Origin of the sequence: Cellulomonas marina, assembly GCF_900111925.1 — a bacterium.
GTDB classification, from domain to species: domain Bacteria; phylum Actinomycetota; class Actinomycetes; order Actinomycetales; family Cellulomonadaceae; genus Cellulomonas; species Cellulomonas marina.
In genome coordinates this window covers 177170-193407 of the sequence record NZ_FOKA01000005.1, presented here as the reverse complement: position 1 = coordinate 193407, position 16238 = coordinate 177170, and the positions used below count along the sequence as shown (strand labels likewise).

At 72.8% G+C, this 16238-nt stretch carries 25 protein-coding genes; 2 read left to right on the top strand and 23 right to left on the bottom strand.

Annotated features, from left to right (window positions below):
* Positions 1 to 120: 120 nt before the first annotated feature.
* From rplO to rpsJ, 21 genes are all read right to left on the bottom strand, one after another.
* Entirely contained in the window at positions 121 to 618 is a 498-nt protein-coding gene (gene rplO, locus BM048_RS07460) for a 50S ribosomal protein L15 (protein ID WP_090031946.1), read from the bottom strand.
* A 2-nt stretch (positions 619 to 620) separates the two neighbouring features.
* Complete coding sequence (gene rpmD / locus BM048_RS07455) at positions 621 to 803, bottom strand: 50S ribosomal protein L30 (protein WP_090031944.1); 183 nt, start codon at positions 801 to 803, stop codon at positions 621 to 623.
* Positions 803 to 1456, bottom strand: a complete 654-nt coding sequence (rpsE, locus tag BM048_RS07450; RefSeq protein ID WP_090031942.1) for a 30S ribosomal protein S5 — start codon at positions 1454 to 1456, stop codon at positions 803 to 805. Before rpsE ends, rpmD begins: the two co-directional genes overlap by 1 nt.
* Positions 1457 to 1502: 46 nt before the next feature.
* Positions 1503 to 1874: a 50S ribosomal protein L18 gene (rplR, locus tag BM048_RS07445; RefSeq protein ID WP_090031940.1), complete on the bottom strand. Its 372-nt coding sequence runs from the start codon at positions 1872 to 1874 to the stop codon at positions 1503 to 1505.
* A 3-nt stretch (positions 1875 to 1877) separates the two neighbouring features.
* Positions 1878 to 2417: a 50S ribosomal protein L6 gene (gene rplF, locus BM048_RS07440; protein ID WP_090031937.1), complete on the bottom strand. Its 540-nt coding sequence runs from the start codon at positions 2415 to 2417 to the stop codon at positions 1878 to 1880.
* A gap of 24 nt (positions 2418 to 2441) precedes the next feature.
* Entirely contained in the window at positions 2442 to 2840 is a 399-nt protein-coding gene (gene rpsH, locus BM048_RS07435; RefSeq protein ID WP_090031935.1) for a 30S ribosomal protein S8, read from the bottom strand.
* Between the two features lie 107 nt (positions 2841 to 2947).
* Entirely contained in the window at positions 2948 to 3133 is a 186-nt protein-coding gene (locus tag BM048_RS07430; protein ID WP_090031933.1) for a type Z 30S ribosomal protein S14, read from the bottom strand.
* 2 nt (positions 3134 to 3135) lie between these two features.
* Positions 3136 to 3708 (bottom strand): 50S ribosomal protein L5, encoded by a 573-nt coding sequence (gene rplE / locus BM048_RS07425; protein ID WP_090031931.1) that lies wholly within the window; start codon positions 3706 to 3708, stop codon positions 3136 to 3138.
* Entirely contained in the window at positions 3708 to 4049 is a 342-nt protein-coding gene (gene rplX, locus BM048_RS07420) for a 50S ribosomal protein L24 (RefSeq protein WP_090031929.1), read from the bottom strand. Before rplX ends, rplE begins: the two co-directional genes overlap by 1 nt.
* Before the next feature lie 2 nt (positions 4050 to 4051).
* A complete protein-coding gene (gene rplN, locus BM048_RS07415; protein WP_090031927.1) occupies positions 4052 to 4420 on the bottom strand; it encodes a 50S ribosomal protein L14 in 369 nt (122 codons plus the stop codon).
* Positions 4421 to 4661: 241 nt separating this feature from the next.
* Positions 4662 to 4958 carry a 30S ribosomal protein S17 gene (gene rpsQ / locus BM048_RS07410; protein ID WP_090031924.1) on the bottom strand — a complete coding sequence of 99 codons (297 nt, stop codon included), beginning with the start codon at positions 4956 to 4958 and terminating at the stop codon, positions 4662 to 4664.
* A gap of 7 nt (positions 4959 to 4965) precedes the next feature.
* A complete protein-coding gene (gene rpmC / locus BM048_RS07405) occupies positions 4966 to 5205 on the bottom strand; it encodes a 50S ribosomal protein L29 (protein ID WP_090031922.1) in 240 nt (79 codons plus the stop codon).
* The gene (gene rplP / locus BM048_RS07400) at positions 5205 to 5621 is read right to left on the bottom strand and encodes a 50S ribosomal protein L16 (RefSeq protein ID WP_013882863.1); all 417 of its coding nucleotides are present in this window, start codon (positions 5619 to 5621) and stop codon (positions 5205 to 5207) included. Before rplP ends, rpmC begins: the two co-directional genes overlap by 1 nt.
* Before the next feature lie 3 nt (positions 5622 to 5624).
* Positions 5625 to 6458 (bottom strand): 30S ribosomal protein S3, encoded by an 834-nt coding sequence (rpsC, locus tag BM048_RS07395; protein WP_090031920.1) that lies wholly within the window; start codon positions 6456 to 6458, stop codon positions 5625 to 5627.
* Positions 6458 to 6847: a 50S ribosomal protein L22 gene (rplV, locus tag BM048_RS07390; protein ID WP_090031918.1), complete on the bottom strand. Its 390-nt coding sequence runs from the start codon at positions 6845 to 6847 to the stop codon at positions 6458 to 6460. Before rplV ends, rpsC begins: the two co-directional genes overlap by 1 nt.
* A gap of 49 nt (positions 6848 to 6896) precedes the next feature.
* Positions 6897 to 7178 carry a 30S ribosomal protein S19 gene (rpsS, locus tag BM048_RS07385; RefSeq protein ID WP_090031916.1) on the bottom strand — a complete coding sequence of 94 codons (282 nt, stop codon included), beginning with the start codon at positions 7176 to 7178 and terminating at the stop codon, positions 6897 to 6899.
* Positions 7179 to 7189: 11 nt separating this feature from the next.
* Positions 7190 to 8026 carry a 50S ribosomal protein L2 gene (gene rplB / locus BM048_RS07380; protein WP_090031914.1) on the bottom strand — a complete coding sequence of 279 codons (837 nt, stop codon included), beginning with the start codon at positions 8024 to 8026 and terminating at the stop codon, positions 7190 to 7192.
* Between the two features lie 26 nt (positions 8027 to 8052).
* Entirely contained in the window at positions 8053 to 8355 is a 303-nt protein-coding gene (gene rplW / locus BM048_RS07375; RefSeq protein ID WP_090031913.1) for a 50S ribosomal protein L23, read from the bottom strand.
* Positions 8352 to 9029 (bottom strand): 50S ribosomal protein L4, encoded by a 678-nt coding sequence (rplD, locus tag BM048_RS07370; protein ID WP_090031911.1) that lies wholly within the window; start codon positions 9027 to 9029, stop codon positions 8352 to 8354. Before rplD ends, rplW begins: the two co-directional genes overlap by 4 nt.
* 5 nt (positions 9030 to 9034) lie before the next feature.
* Positions 9035 to 9694 (bottom strand): 50S ribosomal protein L3, encoded by a 660-nt coding sequence (gene rplC, locus BM048_RS07365; protein WP_090031909.1) that lies wholly within the window; start codon positions 9692 to 9694, stop codon positions 9035 to 9037.
* Positions 9695 to 9716: 22 nt separating this feature from the next.
* Positions 9717 to 10025, bottom strand: coding sequence for a 30S ribosomal protein S10 (rpsJ, locus tag BM048_RS07360; protein ID WP_013117879.1), 309 nt, complete (start codon positions 10023 to 10025; stop codon positions 9717 to 9719).
* A gap of 454 nt (positions 10026 to 10479) precedes the next feature.
* Here rpsJ and BM048_RS07355 point away from each other — a divergent pair, with 454 nt between their 5' ends.
* Positions 10480 to 10887, top strand: coding sequence for a DUF485 domain-containing protein (locus tag BM048_RS07355; protein WP_090031907.1), 408 nt, complete (start codon positions 10480 to 10482; stop codon positions 10885 to 10887).
* On the top strand, positions 10887 to 12470 hold the full coding sequence (locus BM048_RS07350; RefSeq protein ID WP_090031905.1) for a solute symporter family protein: 1584 nt from the start codon (positions 10887 to 10889) through the stop codon (positions 12468 to 12470). The genes BM048_RS07355 and BM048_RS07350 overlap by 1 nt, the downstream gene beginning before the upstream one ends.
* 132 nt (positions 12471 to 12602) lie before the next feature.
* Here the strand turns inward: BM048_RS07350 and BM048_RS07345 are convergent, their stop codons facing one another.
* A complete protein-coding gene (locus BM048_RS07345) occupies positions 12603 to 15317 on the bottom strand; it encodes an ATP-dependent RNA helicase (RefSeq protein WP_244890636.1) in 2715 nt (904 codons plus the stop codon).
* A 132-nt stretch (positions 15318 to 15449) separates the two neighbouring features.
* Positions 15450 to 16211 carry a hypothetical protein gene (locus BM048_RS18125; protein ID WP_175499369.1) on the bottom strand — a complete coding sequence of 254 codons (762 nt, stop codon included), beginning with the start codon at positions 16209 to 16211 and terminating at the stop codon, positions 15450 to 15452.
* Positions 16212 to 16238 lie beyond the last annotated feature (27 nt).

Sequence of the window (16238 nt, the reverse complement as noted above, 5' to 3'; positions counted from 1 at the left end):
GCGGGCCAACGGCGCTGCGAGTCCGGGGGGAACCCTAACCGATGCCCCCCGGGACGCCGGACGGGGCCGGTGGGATGCGAGCTCCCACCGGCCCCGTCCGGTCCTGCTGTGTCGTGCGGGTCAGCCCTGCTGGGCGACGCTGCCGCCGGCGGCGGTGATCTTCTCGATCGCCGTGGCGGAGTAGGCGTCCACGGTGACCACGAGGGGCACCGTCACCTCGCCCGTGCCGAGCACCTTGACCGGCTGGCCCTTGCGGACCGCGCCCTTGGCCACGAGGCCCTCGATCGTGACCTCGCCGCCCTGCGGGTACAGGGCCGACAGGCGGTCGAGGTTGACGACCTGGTACTCGGTGCGGAACGGGTTCTTGAACCCGCGGAGCTTGGGCAGCCGCATGTGCAGCGGCATCTGCCCGCCCTCGAAGGCACCGGGCACCTGGTAGCGCGCCTTGGTGCCCTTGGTGCCACGCCCGGCGGTCTTGCCCTTGGACGCCTCACCGCGGCCGACGCGCGTCTTGGGGGTCTTGGCCCCCGGCGCCGGACGCAGGTGGTGCACCTTCAGCGTGCCGCCGGCCGACGGGGTGCGCCCCGCCGCCTGCTCGGCCTTCTTCTCGTCAGCCATGGTCAGTCGACCTCCTCGACCGCGACGAGGTGCGTCACGGTCTGGACCATGCCGCGGATCTCGGGGCGGTCCTCCTTGACGACGACGTCGCCGATCCGCTTCAGGCCCAGCGTGCGCAGGGTGTCGCGCTGGTTCTGCTTGCCGCCGATGGCGGACTTCTTCTGCGTGACCTTCAGACGAGCCATCAGGCACCCACCTTCTCGGCGCTCTTCGCGGCGATGCCGGCGGCCTGGGCCCGCAGCAGCGGGGCCGGGACGACGTCCTCGAGCGCGAGGCCACGACGCGCCGCCACGGCGGCCGGCTCCTCGAGGCCGCGCAGGGCCTCGACCGTCGCGTGCACGATGTTGATCGAGTTCGACGAGCCGAGCGACTTGCTCAGCACGTCGTGGATGCCGGCGCACTCCAGCACCGCGCGGACCGGACCACCGGCGATCACGCCGGTACCCGGCGAGGCGGGGCGCAGGAAGACGACGCCCGCGGCGGCCTCACCCTGGACGGGGTGCGGGATGGTGCCCTGGATGCGGGGGACGCGGAAGAAGTTCTTCTTCGCCTCCTCGACACCCTTGGCGATCGCCGCGGGCACCTCCTTGGCCTTGCCGTAGCCGACACCCACGGTCCCGTCGCCGTCGCCGACCACGACGAGCGCGGTGAAGCTGAAGCGACGGCCGCCCTTGACGACCTTGGCGACGCGGTTGATCGTCACGACGCGCTCGAGGAACGCGCTCTTCTCGGCGTCGTTGCGCCCGCCGCGGCCGCCGTCACGGCCGCCGCGGTCGTTGCCGCCGGCGCCGGTCCCGGCGCCGCCGGCGCCGGTGTTGCTGCGCTGAGGAGCAGCCATCAGATGAACCTCTTCTTCACGTTCGAGGACAGATGCGTCGACGCGCTCACAGGGCCAGACCGCCCTCGCGAGCGCCGTCGGCCACCGCGGCCACACGACCGTGGTACTTGTTCCCGCCACGGTCGAAGACGACCGCGTCGATGCCGGCGGCCTTGGCGCGCTCGGCGACGAGGGCGCCGACCCGCCGGGCCTTGCCCGTCTTGTCCTCGGTGGCGACCCGCAGGTCGGCCTCGAGGGTCGAGGCGGAGGCCAGCGTGCGTCCGATCGCGTCGTCCACGACCTGCGCCGTGATGTGCCGGGCGGACCGGGTGACGACCAGGCGCGGCCGCGCGGCGGAGCCGACGACCTTCTTGCGCAGCCGGAGGTGGCGGCGCTGCCGGGAGATGGACTTGCCCTTGCCCTTGATGGTGATGGCCATGGCCTACTTGCCCGCCTTTCCGACCTTGCGGCGCACGTTCTCGCCCGCGTAGCGCACGCCCTTGCCCTTGTAGGGCTCGGGCTTGCGGATCTTGCGGATGTTCGCGGCGACCTCGCCCACCTGCTGCTTGTCGATGCCCTGCACCGAGAACCGCGTCGGCGCCTCGACCGCGAAGGTGATGCCCTCCGGCGGCGTGACGACGACCGGGTGCGAGAAGCCGAGGGCGAACTCGAGGTCCGTGCCCTTCGCCTGCACGCGGTACCCGGTGCCGACGATCTCGAGCTTCTTCGTGTAGCCCTCCGTGACCCCGGTGACGAGGTTCGCGAGGAGGGTCCGGGTCAGGCCGTGCAGCGACTTCGCGAGCCGCTCGTCGTCGGGACGCGTGACGACCAGCGTGCCGTCCTCGCCCCGCTCGACCTGGAGAGGTGCGGGCACCGTGTGCGTGAGCTGCCCCTTGGGGCCCTTCACGGTCACCTGCGGACCGTCGATGCTGATGTCGACACCCGCCGGCACCGCGACGGGGATCCTGCCGATTCGAGACATGGCTGTTCTCCTTCCGTCCCGGGCTTACCAGACGTAGGCGAGGACTTCCCCACCCACGCCCTTCTTGGCGGCCTGCTTGTCCGTCAGGAGGCCCGAGGACGTGGACAGGATGGCCACGCCCAGGCCGCCGAGGACCTTCGGCAGGTTGGTCGACTTGGCGTACACGCGCAGGCCCGGCTTGGACACGCGCTTGACGCCGGCGAGCGCACGCTCGCGGTGGGGGCCGTACTTCAGGGTCACCGTCAGGTTCTTGCCGACGGTGGCGTCCTCGACGCTCCAGCCGGCGATGTAGCCCTCGGCCTGGAGGATCTCGGCGATGTGCGACTTCAGCTTCGAGTACGGGATCGTCACCGTGTCGTGGTGCGCGGAGTTCGCGTTCCGGATCCGCGTGAGGAAGTCGGCGATCGGGTCGGTCATGGTCATGCGGGGGCCTCAGCCCTCTCTCGCCGGGGTATCCGCCCGGCGCCGGACGCCGCAGCCGGGGCTGCGGCGCCTGACGCCGGCACGGACCTACCGACGCTCGTGGGGTGTTACCAGGAGCTCTTGGTGACGCCGGGCAGCTCGCCGCGGTGCGCCATGTCGCGCACGCAGATCCGGCACAGGCCGAACTTGCGGTACACGGAGTGCGGGCGGCCGCAGCGCTGGCAGCGGGTGTAGGCGCGGACGGCGAACTTCTGCTTGCCCGCGGCCTTGTTGATCAGGGCGGTCTTGGCCATGCTCAGTTCTCCTTGAACGGGAAGCCGAGGAGCTTGAGGAACGCGCGGCCCTCGTCGTCCGTCGTCGCGGTGGTGACGACCGTGATGTCCATGCCGCGGACGCGGTCGATCTTGTCCTGGTCGATCTCGTGGAACACGGACTGCTCCACGAGGCCGAAGGTGTAGTTGCCGTGGCCGTCGAACTGCTGCGGCGACAGGCCGCGGAAGTCGCGGATGCGCGGCAGAGCCGTCGACAGCAGGCGGTCCAGGAACTCCCACGCACGGTCGCCGCGCAGCGTGACGTGCGCGCCGATCGGCATGCCCTCGCGGAGCTTGAACTGCGCGATGGACTTGCGGGCCTTCGTGACCTGCGGCTTCTGGCCGGTGATGAGCGTGAGGTCGCGGATGGCGCCCTCGATGAGCTTGGAGTCCTTCGCGGCCTCGCCCACGCCCATGTTCACGACGACCTTGACCAGGCGCGCGACCTGGTTCACGTTCTCGTGGCCGAACTGCTGGTGGAGAGCCTGACGGATCTCCGAGTTGTAGCGCGTCTTGAGGCGCGGCAGGGCCGGGGCCTCGACGGTGGTCTGCGACATCAGACGTCCTTCCCGGAGCGCTTGGCCACGCGGACCCGGACGGTGCGGGTGCGACCGTCGCGCTCGACCTGCTCGGTGCGGTACCCGACGCGGGTGCCCTTCTTCGTCTCCGGGTCGACCAGCATCACGTTGGAGATGTGGATCGGCGCCTCGACCGTCTCGATGCCACCCGTGCGCGTCCCGCGCGACGTCTGGCCGGCCTTGACGTGCTTCTGCACGCGCTGCACGCCCTCGACGACGACGCGCTGCGTCTCCGGGAGGACCTCGAGGACACGACCCTGCTTCTTCTTGTCGCGACCCGAGATGACGACGACGAGGTCGCCCTTCTTGATCTTCGCCATGGTCAGAGCACCTCCGGCGCCAGCGAGATGATCCGCATGAACTTCTTGTCGCGCAGCTCGCGGCCGACGGGGCCGAAGATGCGCGTGCCGCGCGGCTCCCCGTCGTTCTTGAGGATCACGGCGGCGTTCTCGTCGAACTTGATGTACGAGCCGTCCGGACGGCGGCGCTCCTTGCGGGTGCGCACGACGACCGCCTTGACGACGTCGCCCTTCTTCACGTTGCCGCCGGGGATGGCGTCCTTCACGGTGGCGACGATGACGTCGCCGATGCCCGCGTACCGGCGACCGGAGCCGCCGAGGACACGGATGCAGAGGATCTCCTTGGCACCCGTGTTGTCGGCGACACGCAGTCGCGACTCCTGCTGGATCATTGCTGCTCCTGTCGTCCGACGGGTTCTGCGGACCGATCGCACGGGTGCGCGCGGGCCGAGCCTGGTCGGACGTCGTTGCCGTCATGCACACGACGCGCGGGCGGCAGCGCCGGCACCCGCTGGTGCCGTCCGTGTGCTGCCGCCCGCGCCCGTGGGCAACTGGGTGTGCTTGCGTGAAACGCAAACCGCCCGATCGTACACGACCGGGCGGCCTGCGGTCACCTCCCCTGGTGGGGAGAGGTCACTTCGCCTTCTCGATGACCTCGACCACGCGCCACCGCTTGGTGGCGGACAGCGGCCGGGTCTCCATGATGAGGACGAGGTCCCCGACGCCGGCCGTGTTGACCTCGTCGTGGGCCTTGACCTTGCTCGTCCGCCGCAGCACCTTGCCGTAGAGCGGGTGCTTGACCCGGTCCTCGACCTCGACCACGACGGTCTTGTCCATCTTGTCCGACACGACGTAGCCGCGGCGGGTCTTGCGGTAGGGACGGTGCTCGGCGACGGGCGTGCCGCCGGCCGTCTCGTTCTCGGTCGTCATGTCAGCCTCACTCGCTCACGCTGGGGGCGGTCCGGATGCCGAGCTCGCGCTCGCGCAGGATCGTGTAGATCCGCGCGATGTCGCGACGCACGGCCTTGAGCCGCCCGTGGCTCTCGAGCTGGCCGGTCGCCGACTGGAAGCGGAGGTTGAACAGCTCCTCCTTGGCCTTCTTCAGCTCGGCGACCAGCTTCTCGTCGTCGAACCCGTCCAGCTCCGTGGGAGCCAGGTCCTTGGTTCCGATGACCATCAGTTACCACCCTCGCGGACCACGAAACGGGTCTTCATCGGGAGCTTGTGCTGCGCGCGGCGCATGGCCTCGCGCGCCAGGGGCTCCGGGACGCCGGCCAGCTCGAACATGACGCGGCCGGGCTTGACGTTGGCGATCCACCACTCGGGCGAGCCCTTGCCGGAGCCCATGCGGGTCTCGGCGGGCTTCTTCGTGAGGGGACGGTCCGGGTAGATGTTGATCCAGACCTTCCCACCACGCTTGATGTGGCGGGTCATGGCGATACGGGCGGCCTCGATCTGCCGGTTCGTGACGTAGGCGGGCTCGAGGGCCTGGATGCCGTACTCGCCGAACGAGATCGCGGTGCCACCCGTGGCGGCGCCGGAGCGCCCGGGGTGGTGCTGCTTGCGGTGCTTCAGCCGCCGGGGGATCAGCACGGCTCAGGCCTCCCTTCCGGTCTCGGTCGCCGGCGCCGCGGGGGCGGAGTCGGCGGGCGCGGCCTCGGGGGCGTCCGTGCGCTCGCGACGCGGGGCACCCGTGCGGGGGCCGCGGTCGCCGCCGCGCTCGGGACGGTCGCCCCGGGGTCCACGCGCCTGGCGCGGAGCCTGCGTGGCCTGCTGGGCCGCGAACTCGCGCTCGGTCATGTCGCCCTTGTAGACCCAGACCTTCACGCCGATGCGGCCGAAGGTCGTGCGGGCCTCGAAGAAGCCGTAGTCGATGTTCGCGCGCAGCGTGTGCAGCGGCACGCGCCCCTCGCGGTAGAACTCCGTGCGGCTCATCTCCGCACCGCCGAGGCGGCCGGAGACCTGCACCCGGACGCCCTTGGCGCCGGCGCGCTGCGCCGACTGGATGCCCTTGCGCATGGCGCGACGGAAGGACACGCGGCTGGCGAGCTGCTCCGCGATGCCCTGGGCGACGAGCTGGGCCTCGATCTCGGCGTTCTTGACCTCGAGGATGTTCAGCTGCACCTGCTTGCCGGTGAGCTTCTCGAGCTCCCCGCGGATGCGGTCGGCCTCGGCGCCGCGGCGGCCGATGACGATGCCCGGGCGCGCCGTGTGGATGTCCACGCGGACGCGGTCACGGGTGCGCTCGATCTCGACCTTGGCGATGCCGGCGCGCTCCAGGCCCGTGCTCATGAGCTTGCGGATCTGGACGTCCTCGCGGACGTAGTCGCGGTACCGCTGCCCGGCCTTGGTCGAGTCGGCGAACCAGCGCGACCGGTGGTCGGTGGTGATGCCCAGGCGGTACCCGAGCGGGTTGACCTTCTGTCCCACTAGCGGGTCCCTCCCTTGGTGGTGGCCTTCGCACCGGCCGGCTCGCGCGTGGCGACGACGACGGTGATGTGACTCGTGCGCTTGAGGATCCGGCCGGCACGCCCCTGGGCGCGCGGACGGAACCGCTTCATGGTCGGGCCCTCGTCGACGAACGCCTCGGCGACGTAGAGCGCGCTCTCGTCGAACCGCTCGTTGTCGCGCGCGGCGGTCTGCCGGGCGTTGGCGATCGCGGACTCGACCACCTTGAGGACGGTCTCCCCCGCGGCCTGCGGCGCGAACTTCAGCGTCGCGACGGCCTCGCCGGCCCCCTTGCCACGGACGAGGTCCACGACGCGCCGGGCCTTCTGGGGCGTGACGCGGACGAACCGCGCCTTCGCCTTGGCTTCCATTGCTGTCCTGCCTTCTGTCTCTGCCGTCAGGCGTCGCTGCTGACCGGGGTCAGCGGCGACGGCCCTTCCGGTCGTCCTTCTCGTGGCCGCGGAACGTCCGCGTGGGGGCGAACTCGCCGAGCTTGTGGCCGACCATCGCCTCGGTGACGAACACCGGCGTGTGCTTGCGGCCGTCGTGCACCGCGAAGGTGTGGCCGAGGAAGTCCGGCGTGATGACCGAGCGGCGCGACCACGTCTTGATGACGTTCTTGCCGCCCGTCTCGTTCTGGACGTCGACCTTCTTCTGGAGGTGGCCGTCGACGAACGGCCCCTTCTTCAGGCTGCGTGGCATCTGCGGACTCCTCAGCGCTTCTTGCCGGTGCGCCGACGACGCACGATGAGCTTGTCGCTCGGCTTGTTCGGACGGCGGGTGCGACCCTCCGGCTGGCCCCAGGGGCTCACCGGGTGACGACCACCGGAGGTCTTGCCCTCACCACCACCGTGCGGGTGGTCGATCGGGTTCATGGCGACACCACGGACGGTCGGGCGCTTGCCCTTCCAGCGCATGCGGCCGGCCTTGCCCCAGTTGATGTTCGACTGCTCGGCGTTGCCGACCTCGCCGACGGTCGCGCGGCAGCGCGCGTCGACGTTGCGGATCTCACCGGAGGGCATGCGCAGCTGCGCGTAGGGCCCGTCCTTGGCCACGAGCTGCACCGAGGTGCCGGCCGAGCGGGCGATCTTCGCGCCGCCGCCGGGCCGCAGCTCGATCGCGTGGATGACCGTACCGGTGGGGATGTTGCGCAGCGGCAGGTTGTTGCCGGGCTTGATGTCCGCCCCGGCACCGGCCTCGACGCGGTCGCCCTGGCCGAGCTTGTTCGGCGCGATGATGTAGCGCTTCTCGCCGTCCGCGTAGTGCAGGAGCGCGATGCGCGCCGTGCGGTTGGGGTCGTACTCGATGTGCGCGACCGTGGCCGGCACGCCGTCCTTGTCGTGGCGACGGAAGTCGATGACGCGGTAGGCGCGCTTGTGGCCGCCACCCTTGTGCCGGGTGGTGATGCGGCCGGTCGAGTTGCGACCACCGGACTTGCTCAGCGGGCGGACGAGCGACTTCTCCGGCTGCGAGCGCGTGATCTCGACGAAGTCGGCGACCGACGAGCCACGGCGGCCCGGCGTCGTCGGCTTGTACTTACGGATTCCCATGGGGACCTGTCCTCACTCTGCTCTGGTCAGCCGACCGGACCGCCGAAGATGTCGATCGAGCCCTCGCGGAGGGTGACGATCGCACGCTTCGTGTCCTTGCGACGGCCGATGCCGAACCGGGTACGCCGGGCCTTGCCCTGGCGGTTCGCCGTGTTGACCGAGTCGACCTTGACGCCGAACACCCGCTCGACGGCGATCTTGATCTCGGTCTTGTTGGCCCGCGGGTCGACGAGGAACGTGTACTTGCCCTCGTCGAGCAGCGCGTAGCTCTTCTCGGAGACGACCGGCGCGATCAGGATGTCGCGCGGGTCCTTGCCGACGGTGGTCACGCGGAGGCCTCCTCGGTGGACGCGGCGCCGGCGACGGACGAGGTCGGGCCCGCGAGGAACGCGTCGAGCGCGCCCTGGGTGAACACGACGTCGTCCGAGACGAGCACGTCGTACGTGTTGAGCTGGTCCGCGACGAGCAGGTGGACCCGCTCGACGTTGCGCAGCGACTTCCAGGTCGTCTCGTCCTGGCGCTCGACGACGACGAGCACGTGGCGGCGCGGGGACAGCGTCTCCAGCACCTTCACCGCGGCCTTCGTCGAGGGGGCCTCACCGATGCCGAAGCCGGTGACGACGTGCACGCGGCCGGCCCGGGCGCGGTCCGAGAGGGCACCGCGGAGCGCCGCGGCCTTCATCTTCTTCGGGGTCCGCTGGCTGTAGTCGCGCGGCTGCGGGCCGTGGACCGTGCCACCGCCGGCGAACTGCGGGGCGCGGGTCGAGCCCTGGCGGGCACGACCGGTGCCCTTCTGCTTGTACGGCTTCTTGCCGCCACCGCGGACCTCGCCACGCGTCTTGGTGGCGTGCGTCCCCTGCCGCGCCGCGGCGAGCTGCGCGACGACGACCTGGTGGATCAGCGGGATGTTGGTCTGCACGTCGAAGACGTCGGCGGGGAGCTCGGCCTGCCCGGCCGTGGCACCCGCGGCGTCCAGGACGTCGACGGTCAGCGTGTCGCTCATGCGTCTCACGCGCCCTTCACTGCGGAACGCACGAGCACGACGCCGTTCTTCGGGCCGGGGACGGCGCCCTTGACGAGCACCAGGCCCTTCTCGGCGTCGACCGCGTGCACGGTCAGGTTCTGGGTGGTCTGACGGGCGACGCCCATCCGACCGGCCATGCGCATGCCCTTGAAGACGCGCGACGGGGTGGACGCCCCGCCGATCGAGCCGGGCTTGCGGTGGTTGCGGTGCGCACCGTGGGAGGCGCCCACGCCGGAGAAGCCGTGACGCTTCATGACACCGGCGGTGCCCTTGCCCTTGGTGGTCCCGACGACGTCGACCTTCGCGCCGGCCTCGAGCACCGAGGCGGTGATCTCCTGGCCGAGCGAGTAGGTGGCGGCGTCGGACGTGCGGATCTCGACCACGTGCCGGCGGGGGGTGACCCCGGCCTTCTCGAAGTGGCCCTTGAGCGGCTTGGTGACCTTGCGGGGGTCGATCTGGCCGGAGGCCAGCTGGACCGCCGCGTAGCCGTCGGCCTCAGCGGTGCGCACCTGGGTCACGACGTTCGGCCCGACCGCCAGCACGGTGACGGGGACGAGACGGCCGTCGGCGTCCCACACCTGCGTCATGCCGAGCTTCGTGCCGAGCAGCGCCGTGACGGGGCGCGCGTTCTGCTGGGTAACCATGAGGATCAGTTCCTTCCCAGCGTCAGAGCTTGATCTCGATGTTCACGTCCGCCGGCAGGTCGAGACGCATGAGCGAGTCGACGGCCTTCGGCGTGGGGTCGATGATGTCGATCAGCCGCTTGTGCGTGCGCATCTCGAAGTGCTCGCGGCTGTCCTTGTACTTGTGGGGCGACCGGATGACGCAGAAGACGTTCTTCTCCGTCGGCAGCGGCACCGGACCCACGACCGACGCACCAGCGCGGGTCACCGTGTCGACGATCTTGCGCGCCGAGCTGTCGATGACCTCGTGGTCGTAGGACTTGAGCCGGATGCGGATCTTCTGTCCCGCCATGGCGTCGTCTACTTCTCTCTCTCGTACCGGTCCGTCCGACCCCCGCGCTCGGGCGTGTCGCGTCGTGCGACGCACCCCAGCACGGCGTCCCGTCCCCGAGGGGCCGGTACGAGGTCGGTGGTTGCGATCGGGCCCTCACCACCGGGGGTGACCCCGGGGTCCGGCGGACCCTCCACGTGTGCACAGCCCGGACGGCCGGAGCGCCAGGACAGCAGGAGGACCAGGAGAACCGGTCCTTTCCGTGCCAGGGCGCGCCTCCACCAGCGGGCAACCCCGACAGTCTGCCAGACGGAACCGGCGATGGCCAATCCCGCCGGGTGCCGACACCGGCGCGACCGCAGGCCGGCGGCGGCGCCGTGACCCGGGCCACACGAGGGGGCCCAAGACTCTTGACGTCGAGAATCCTCGTCCGCGATCCTCGCCCCTACCTGCGTACCGACGAAGGAGTCGCCGTATGTCGTCCGTGGACGAGACCGAGAGCCATCTCCCGCCGCGGCACGCGCCGCTGCCGGACCTCGACGGCGGCGGCCGTCGAGACGACCACCGCACCCCCTCCCCCGACGAGTTCGTCCGGGTGCAGGACTCCGAGGAGTTCGGCGACCTCCGCTCGACCTTCCGACGGTTCGCCTTCCCCATGACGGCCGCGTTCCTGGCCTGGTACCTGCTGTACGTCCTGCTGAGCACGTACGCGACCGACCTCATGTCGACGCCGGTGCTGGGCTCCGTGAACCTCGGCCTGCTCCTCGGCCTGGGTCAGTTCGCCTCCACGTTCCTCATCACCTACCTGTACGTCCGGCACGCGAACCGCCGCCTGGACCCGTCCGCCGAGCGACTGCGGCACGAGCTCGAGGGGGACCTCTGATGGACGTCGGCAACCCGATCCTCAACATCGCCATCTTCCTCGTCTTCGTCGTCGTCACCCTGGCCATCGTCATCCGGGTGGCGCGCGGCCCGAAGCAGGCCGGCGACTTCTACCACGGCGGTCGCTCGTTCAGCGGGCGCCAGAACGGCATCGCCATCGCCGGCGACTACCTGTCGGCGGCGTCGTTCCTCGGCATCGTGGGCGCGGTCGCCCTCTACGGCTACGACGGCCTGCTGTACTCCATCGGGTTCCTCGTGGCGTGGCTCGTGGCGCTCCTGCTCGTCGCGGAGCCCCTGCGCAACACGGGCAAGTACACGATGGCCGACGTGCTGTCGTTCCGGATGCGGCAGCGGCCCGTCCGCACGGCGGCGGCGATCTCGACCCTCGCGGTGTCGTTCTTCTACCTCCTGGCGCAGATGGCCGGCGCCGGGGGGCTCGTCGCGCTGCTCCTGGGCGTCGACGACAAGCTCGGGCAGTCGCTGACGATCGCGGTGGTCGGCGCGCTGATGATCGTCTACGTCCTCGTCGGCGGGATGAAGGGCACGACCTGGGTGCAGATCATCAAGGCGGTCCTGCTCATCGTGGGCGCCGGTGCCATGACGGTCTGGGTCCTCGTGCTCAACGGGGGCAGCCTGTCCGCGCTGCTGGACCGGGCCGTGGCGGTGCACCCCGACGGGGACCGCGTGCTCGAACCCATGCTGCAGTACGGCGCGAGCGACACGACCAAGCTCGGCTTCATCTCCCTCGCGATCGCCCTCGTGTTCGGCGCCGCAGGCCTGCCGCACGTGCTCATGCGCTTCTACACCGTGCCGACGGCGCGGGAGGCACGCCGCTCGGTCACCTGGGCCATCGGCCTCATCGGCGCGTTCTACCTGTTCACGCTGATCCTGGGCTTCGGCGCCGCGTACCTGGTCGGGCACGACGAGATCCTGGCGGCCCCGGGCGGCGCGAACTCGGCCGCACCCGCGCTGGCGTACGAGCTGGGCGGCACCCTGCTGCTCGGCGTCATCGCGGCCGTCGCCTTCGCCACCATCCTCGCCGTCGTCGCCGGCCTGACGATCACCGCGGCCGCGTCGTTCGCGCACGACGTCTACAACGGCGTCATCAAGCGCGGGCAGGCCGACCCCGAGCAGGAGGTCAAGGTGGCGCGGAGGACCGCCGTGGTGGTGGGGGCGGTGTCGATCGTCGGCGGCGTGCTGGCCAACGGGCAGAACGTCGCGTTCCTGGTCTCGTTGGCCTTCGCCATCGCGGCCAGCGCGAACCTGCCTTCGATCCTGTACTCGCTGTACTGGCGGCGGTTCAACACCCGCGGCTCCCTGTGGAGCATCTACGGTGGGCTGGGGTCCGCCCTCGTGCTCATCGTCTTCTCACCGGTGGTCACCGGGTCGGAGACCGCGATGATCCCGGGCGTGGACATCTCGTGGTTCCCCCTGTCCAACCCGGCCCTGGTCTCCGTGCCGCTCGGCTTCTTCCTCGGCTGGCTGGGCAGCGTGACCTCGTCGGAGCACGACGCCCTGAAGTCCGCCGAGATGGAGGTTCGCTCCATGACGGGCGCGGGCGCCGAGAAGGCCGTCGTGCACTGACGGCACCACCGCCAGCACCCCAGGCGCCCCGTCGACCCCGTGGTCGGCGGGGCGTCGTCGTCCCGCGTTGTCGGACCGCGCCGCCGGAGCACGTCGCCGGACCACGCCGTCGGGCCGCGTCGTCGGACCACGTCACCGGCGCCGCTGGACCCCGCGCACGGGTGCGGCGGTCGTCGGGTCCTCCGGCCACGCGTGCCTCGGGTACCGGCGCCGCAGCTCCCCGCGCACCTGCGCGTACCCCGAGCGCCAGAACGACTCGAGGTCCGCGGTGACGGCGGCCGGACGCCCCGCCGGCGACAGCAGGTGCAGCACCAGCGGCACCCGGCCGTCGACGACCCGCGGCGCGGTCCGCCAGCCGAAGGTCTCCTGGAGCCGGACGGGTAGCGCCGGCGGGTCGGCGGCGTAGTCGACGCGCACCGACGACCCGCTGGGCACGGTCACCCGCTCAGGGGCCAGCTCGTCGAGCCGGGCCGCCTCGGGCCACGGCAGCAGCCGGCGGAGCGCCGCCGCGACGTCGATCCGCGCGAGGTCCTCACCGGTCCGCACGCGGCCCAGGTCCGGGCCGAGCCAGCGGTCGAGGTCGGCGGTCAGCGCCGCGTCGTCGACCGGCGGCCACGGGGCGCCGAGGTGGCGGTGCAGCAGGTCCAGGCGGCGGCGCAGCGCGGTGGCACCCTCCCCCCAGCGCAGCACCCCCAGCCCCGACCGCGCCAGGCCGTCCCGCACCGCCGCCCGCACCCGCTCCGGGTCCGGTCGCGGCAGGCGCTCGCCGCGCAGCTCGATCGCGCCCAGCCGCTGCACGCGGTGGGCCACGACACGGCCGCCGACCCAGGCCACGACGTCCTCCTCGACGAGCAGCGGCGCCGCCGCCAGCAGGGCGGTGGCGGCATCGGTCGGGACGGCGGACCGCACGAGCGCGTCACGCCGCCCCGGCGTCCAGACCGCCTCGGCGACCGCGAGCCACGGCGACCCCTGCAGGGCGGACGCCGGCGGCAGCACCGCGCCGGTGCCGGAGGCCAGCAGGTACGCGTTCCCGTCCTCCCGGCGCCGGGCGATGCGGTCGGGGTGCGCCAGGGCCACGACGAGGGCCACCGCGGCGTCGTCGCCGAGCACACGGGTGCAGGGCACAGAGGTGCCAGGCACAGAGGTGCCAGGCACAGAGGTGCCAGGCACAGAGGTGCCAGGCACAGAGGTGCCAGGCACAGAGGTGCCAGGCACAGAGGTGCCGGGCACGCTGGTGCCGGGCACGCTGGTGCCGGGCACGCTGGTGCCGGGCACGCTGGTGCCGGGCACAGGGGTGCCGGTCGCGGCGGCCCCGGGCCCGGGGGGTCCACCGGTGCCGATGACCGCCCCGATCGTGGACGAGGTGCGTGCTCGCACCGCCCGCTGCAGGCCCTCGGCCCGTCGGCGCCAGGACGCCGCGGCAGGCCCACCACGTCGCAGCGACCGCAGCGCCGCGACGAGGTCGCCGTCCGGTGCGCGCACCTCGTCGGACAGCAGCGCCGCCACCTCGGCCGCCCGGCGCGGCCCCAGCTCCCCCACCGCGTCGAGGAGCGCCCGCGCCACGCGCGAATCCGCCGGCACCTCGGCGACCGCGCGCCCCCGGTCCGTGACGACGCCTGCCGCGTCGACCGCGCCGATGCCGTGCAGCACCGCCTCCGCCGCCGCGACCGCGCCCGCGGGCGGCTCGTCGAGCAGCGCGAGCCCCGCCGCGCGCGGGGCGCCCCAGCACGCGGCCTCGAGGAGGAAGCCGACGAGGTCGGCCGTGCGGATCTCGGGCTCGGGGTGCGCCGGCCGGCGTGCGTGCTCGCCTGGCGTCCAGCACCGGTGCACCACCCCCGGTCCCTCGCGCCCCGCACGGCCTGCCCGCTGGTCCGCGCCGGCCCGGCTGACCCCCACCGTCACCAGGCCCGCCAGTCCCCGTGCGTGGTCCGTGCGGGGCCGCCGCTCCAGCCCGCCGTCCACCACCACGCGCACGCCCGGCACGGTCAGCGACGACTCCGCCACCGCCGTGGCGACGACGACCCGCCGACGCGGGCCGGGGCGCAGCGCGAGGTCCTGGTCTGCGACCGAGAGCCGGCCGTGCAGCGGCCGCACGTCCACGGCGGCCCCGCCGTCCCCGGCCCGCGCCCGGACCCGGTCGACGACGGCGTCGACCTCCGCGGCCCCCGGCACGAACACGAGCACGTCACCCGTCGCGCCGGAGCAGGCAAGGACGGCCGTCGCCGCCACGTGGTCGAGGAACCCCGCCGTCACGCCGCGCTCGTCGAGCGCCACGACCCGCGGCGGCGGGGGCGCCCACACCTCCTCGACCGGATGCAGGGCGCCCGGCACCGTGACGACCGGCGCGGGGCCGCCGGCGGCACCGAGCACCGCCGCCGTCCGCGCGGCCTCGACCGTGGCCGACATGGCGACGAGCGCGAGGTCGGGGCGCAGGTGCGCGCGCACGTCGACGAGCAGCGCGAGCGCCAGATCGCCGTCGAGGTGCCGCTCGTGCACCTCGTCGAGCACGACCGCCGCGACCCCCGGCAGCTCGGGGTCCCGCTGCAGGCGGCGCAGGAGCACACCCGTGGTGACGACCTCGACGCGGGTGGCAGGGCCCACGCGACGGTCGTCGCGCACCGTGTACCCGGCCGTGCTGCCGACCGGCTCCCCCACCAGCTCCGCGAGCCGACGGGCGGCGGCCCGCGCGGCGATGCGACGCGGCTGCGTGACCAGCACCCGTCCGCCCAGGGCCACGGCGAGGGCGGGCGGCACGAGCGTGGTCTTGCCGCTGCCCGGCGGCGCCTGCGCGACCGCCGTGCCGTGCGACCGGACGGCGTCGACGACCGCGCCGAGCCCTGCGGCCACCGGCAGCACGGAGGGACGTGCCAGGAGCGCGACGAGCGGGTCGGGGGCACCCGAGCAGTCTGCCCCGGTGGCACCGCCGCTGCCGGACCCGTCCTCCGGCGGTGGCGGTGACGACCCCCGGTGGCGCCGCCGTCAGCGCACGCCCGCGGCGCCGAGCCGCGCCACCACCGGCGCACCCGCGAGGGCGTCGGCCCACGTCCACGCGACGACACGGACGCGCCCCTCGACCGTCCACGGGTGGCCGCGTGCCGCGTGCCCCGCCGGCACGAGCCGCCCGGCCGCGCCGTGCCGCGGCCACCAGAAGGCGACGCCAGGACCGGCGTCCGTCGGCGACGGGTGCAGCACGGGGAGGGCGACGCCGGCCTCCAGGAGACGCGCACGGCTGACCGACTCCTCCGGTGACCGCGACCGTCCGTCGGCGTGCGCGACCACACGGCGCGCCGCCCGCACCCCGGGACCGGCCCCGGCGCGGTCGACCTCCTCGTCCAGCTCCTCGGCCGACACCAGGCCCGCGCGTAGTGCGGCGTCCGCCACGGTCAGCGCCACCGGCGACGGCCGGGTGCGCGCCACGTCCACCACCGTGCGGGCGACCGACGTGACGGGCACGCCGCCGAGCACGACGGCGCCCGGCGGCCGCCGGACGACGCGCACGAGCGCCCCGCGGACGCCCGGGCGCCACCGGTGCACGACCCGCGTGACCTCGACGGCCCCCAGCCGCACCGGCACGGGCAGGCCGTGGAGCGCGGCCGCGCTGGCGTGCGACACGGTCACCCCGGGCACCGCGAGGACCACCCGCGCGCACGCCTGCCGGTGCCGGTCCTCCCGGGCCGGCGCCCACCACGCCCCGGCGCGATCGTCAGGCCTGCTCGTCGGGGCGTCCGTCGTCGTCTGCACGGGCCCAGCGTGGAGCAGGGCGGGCAC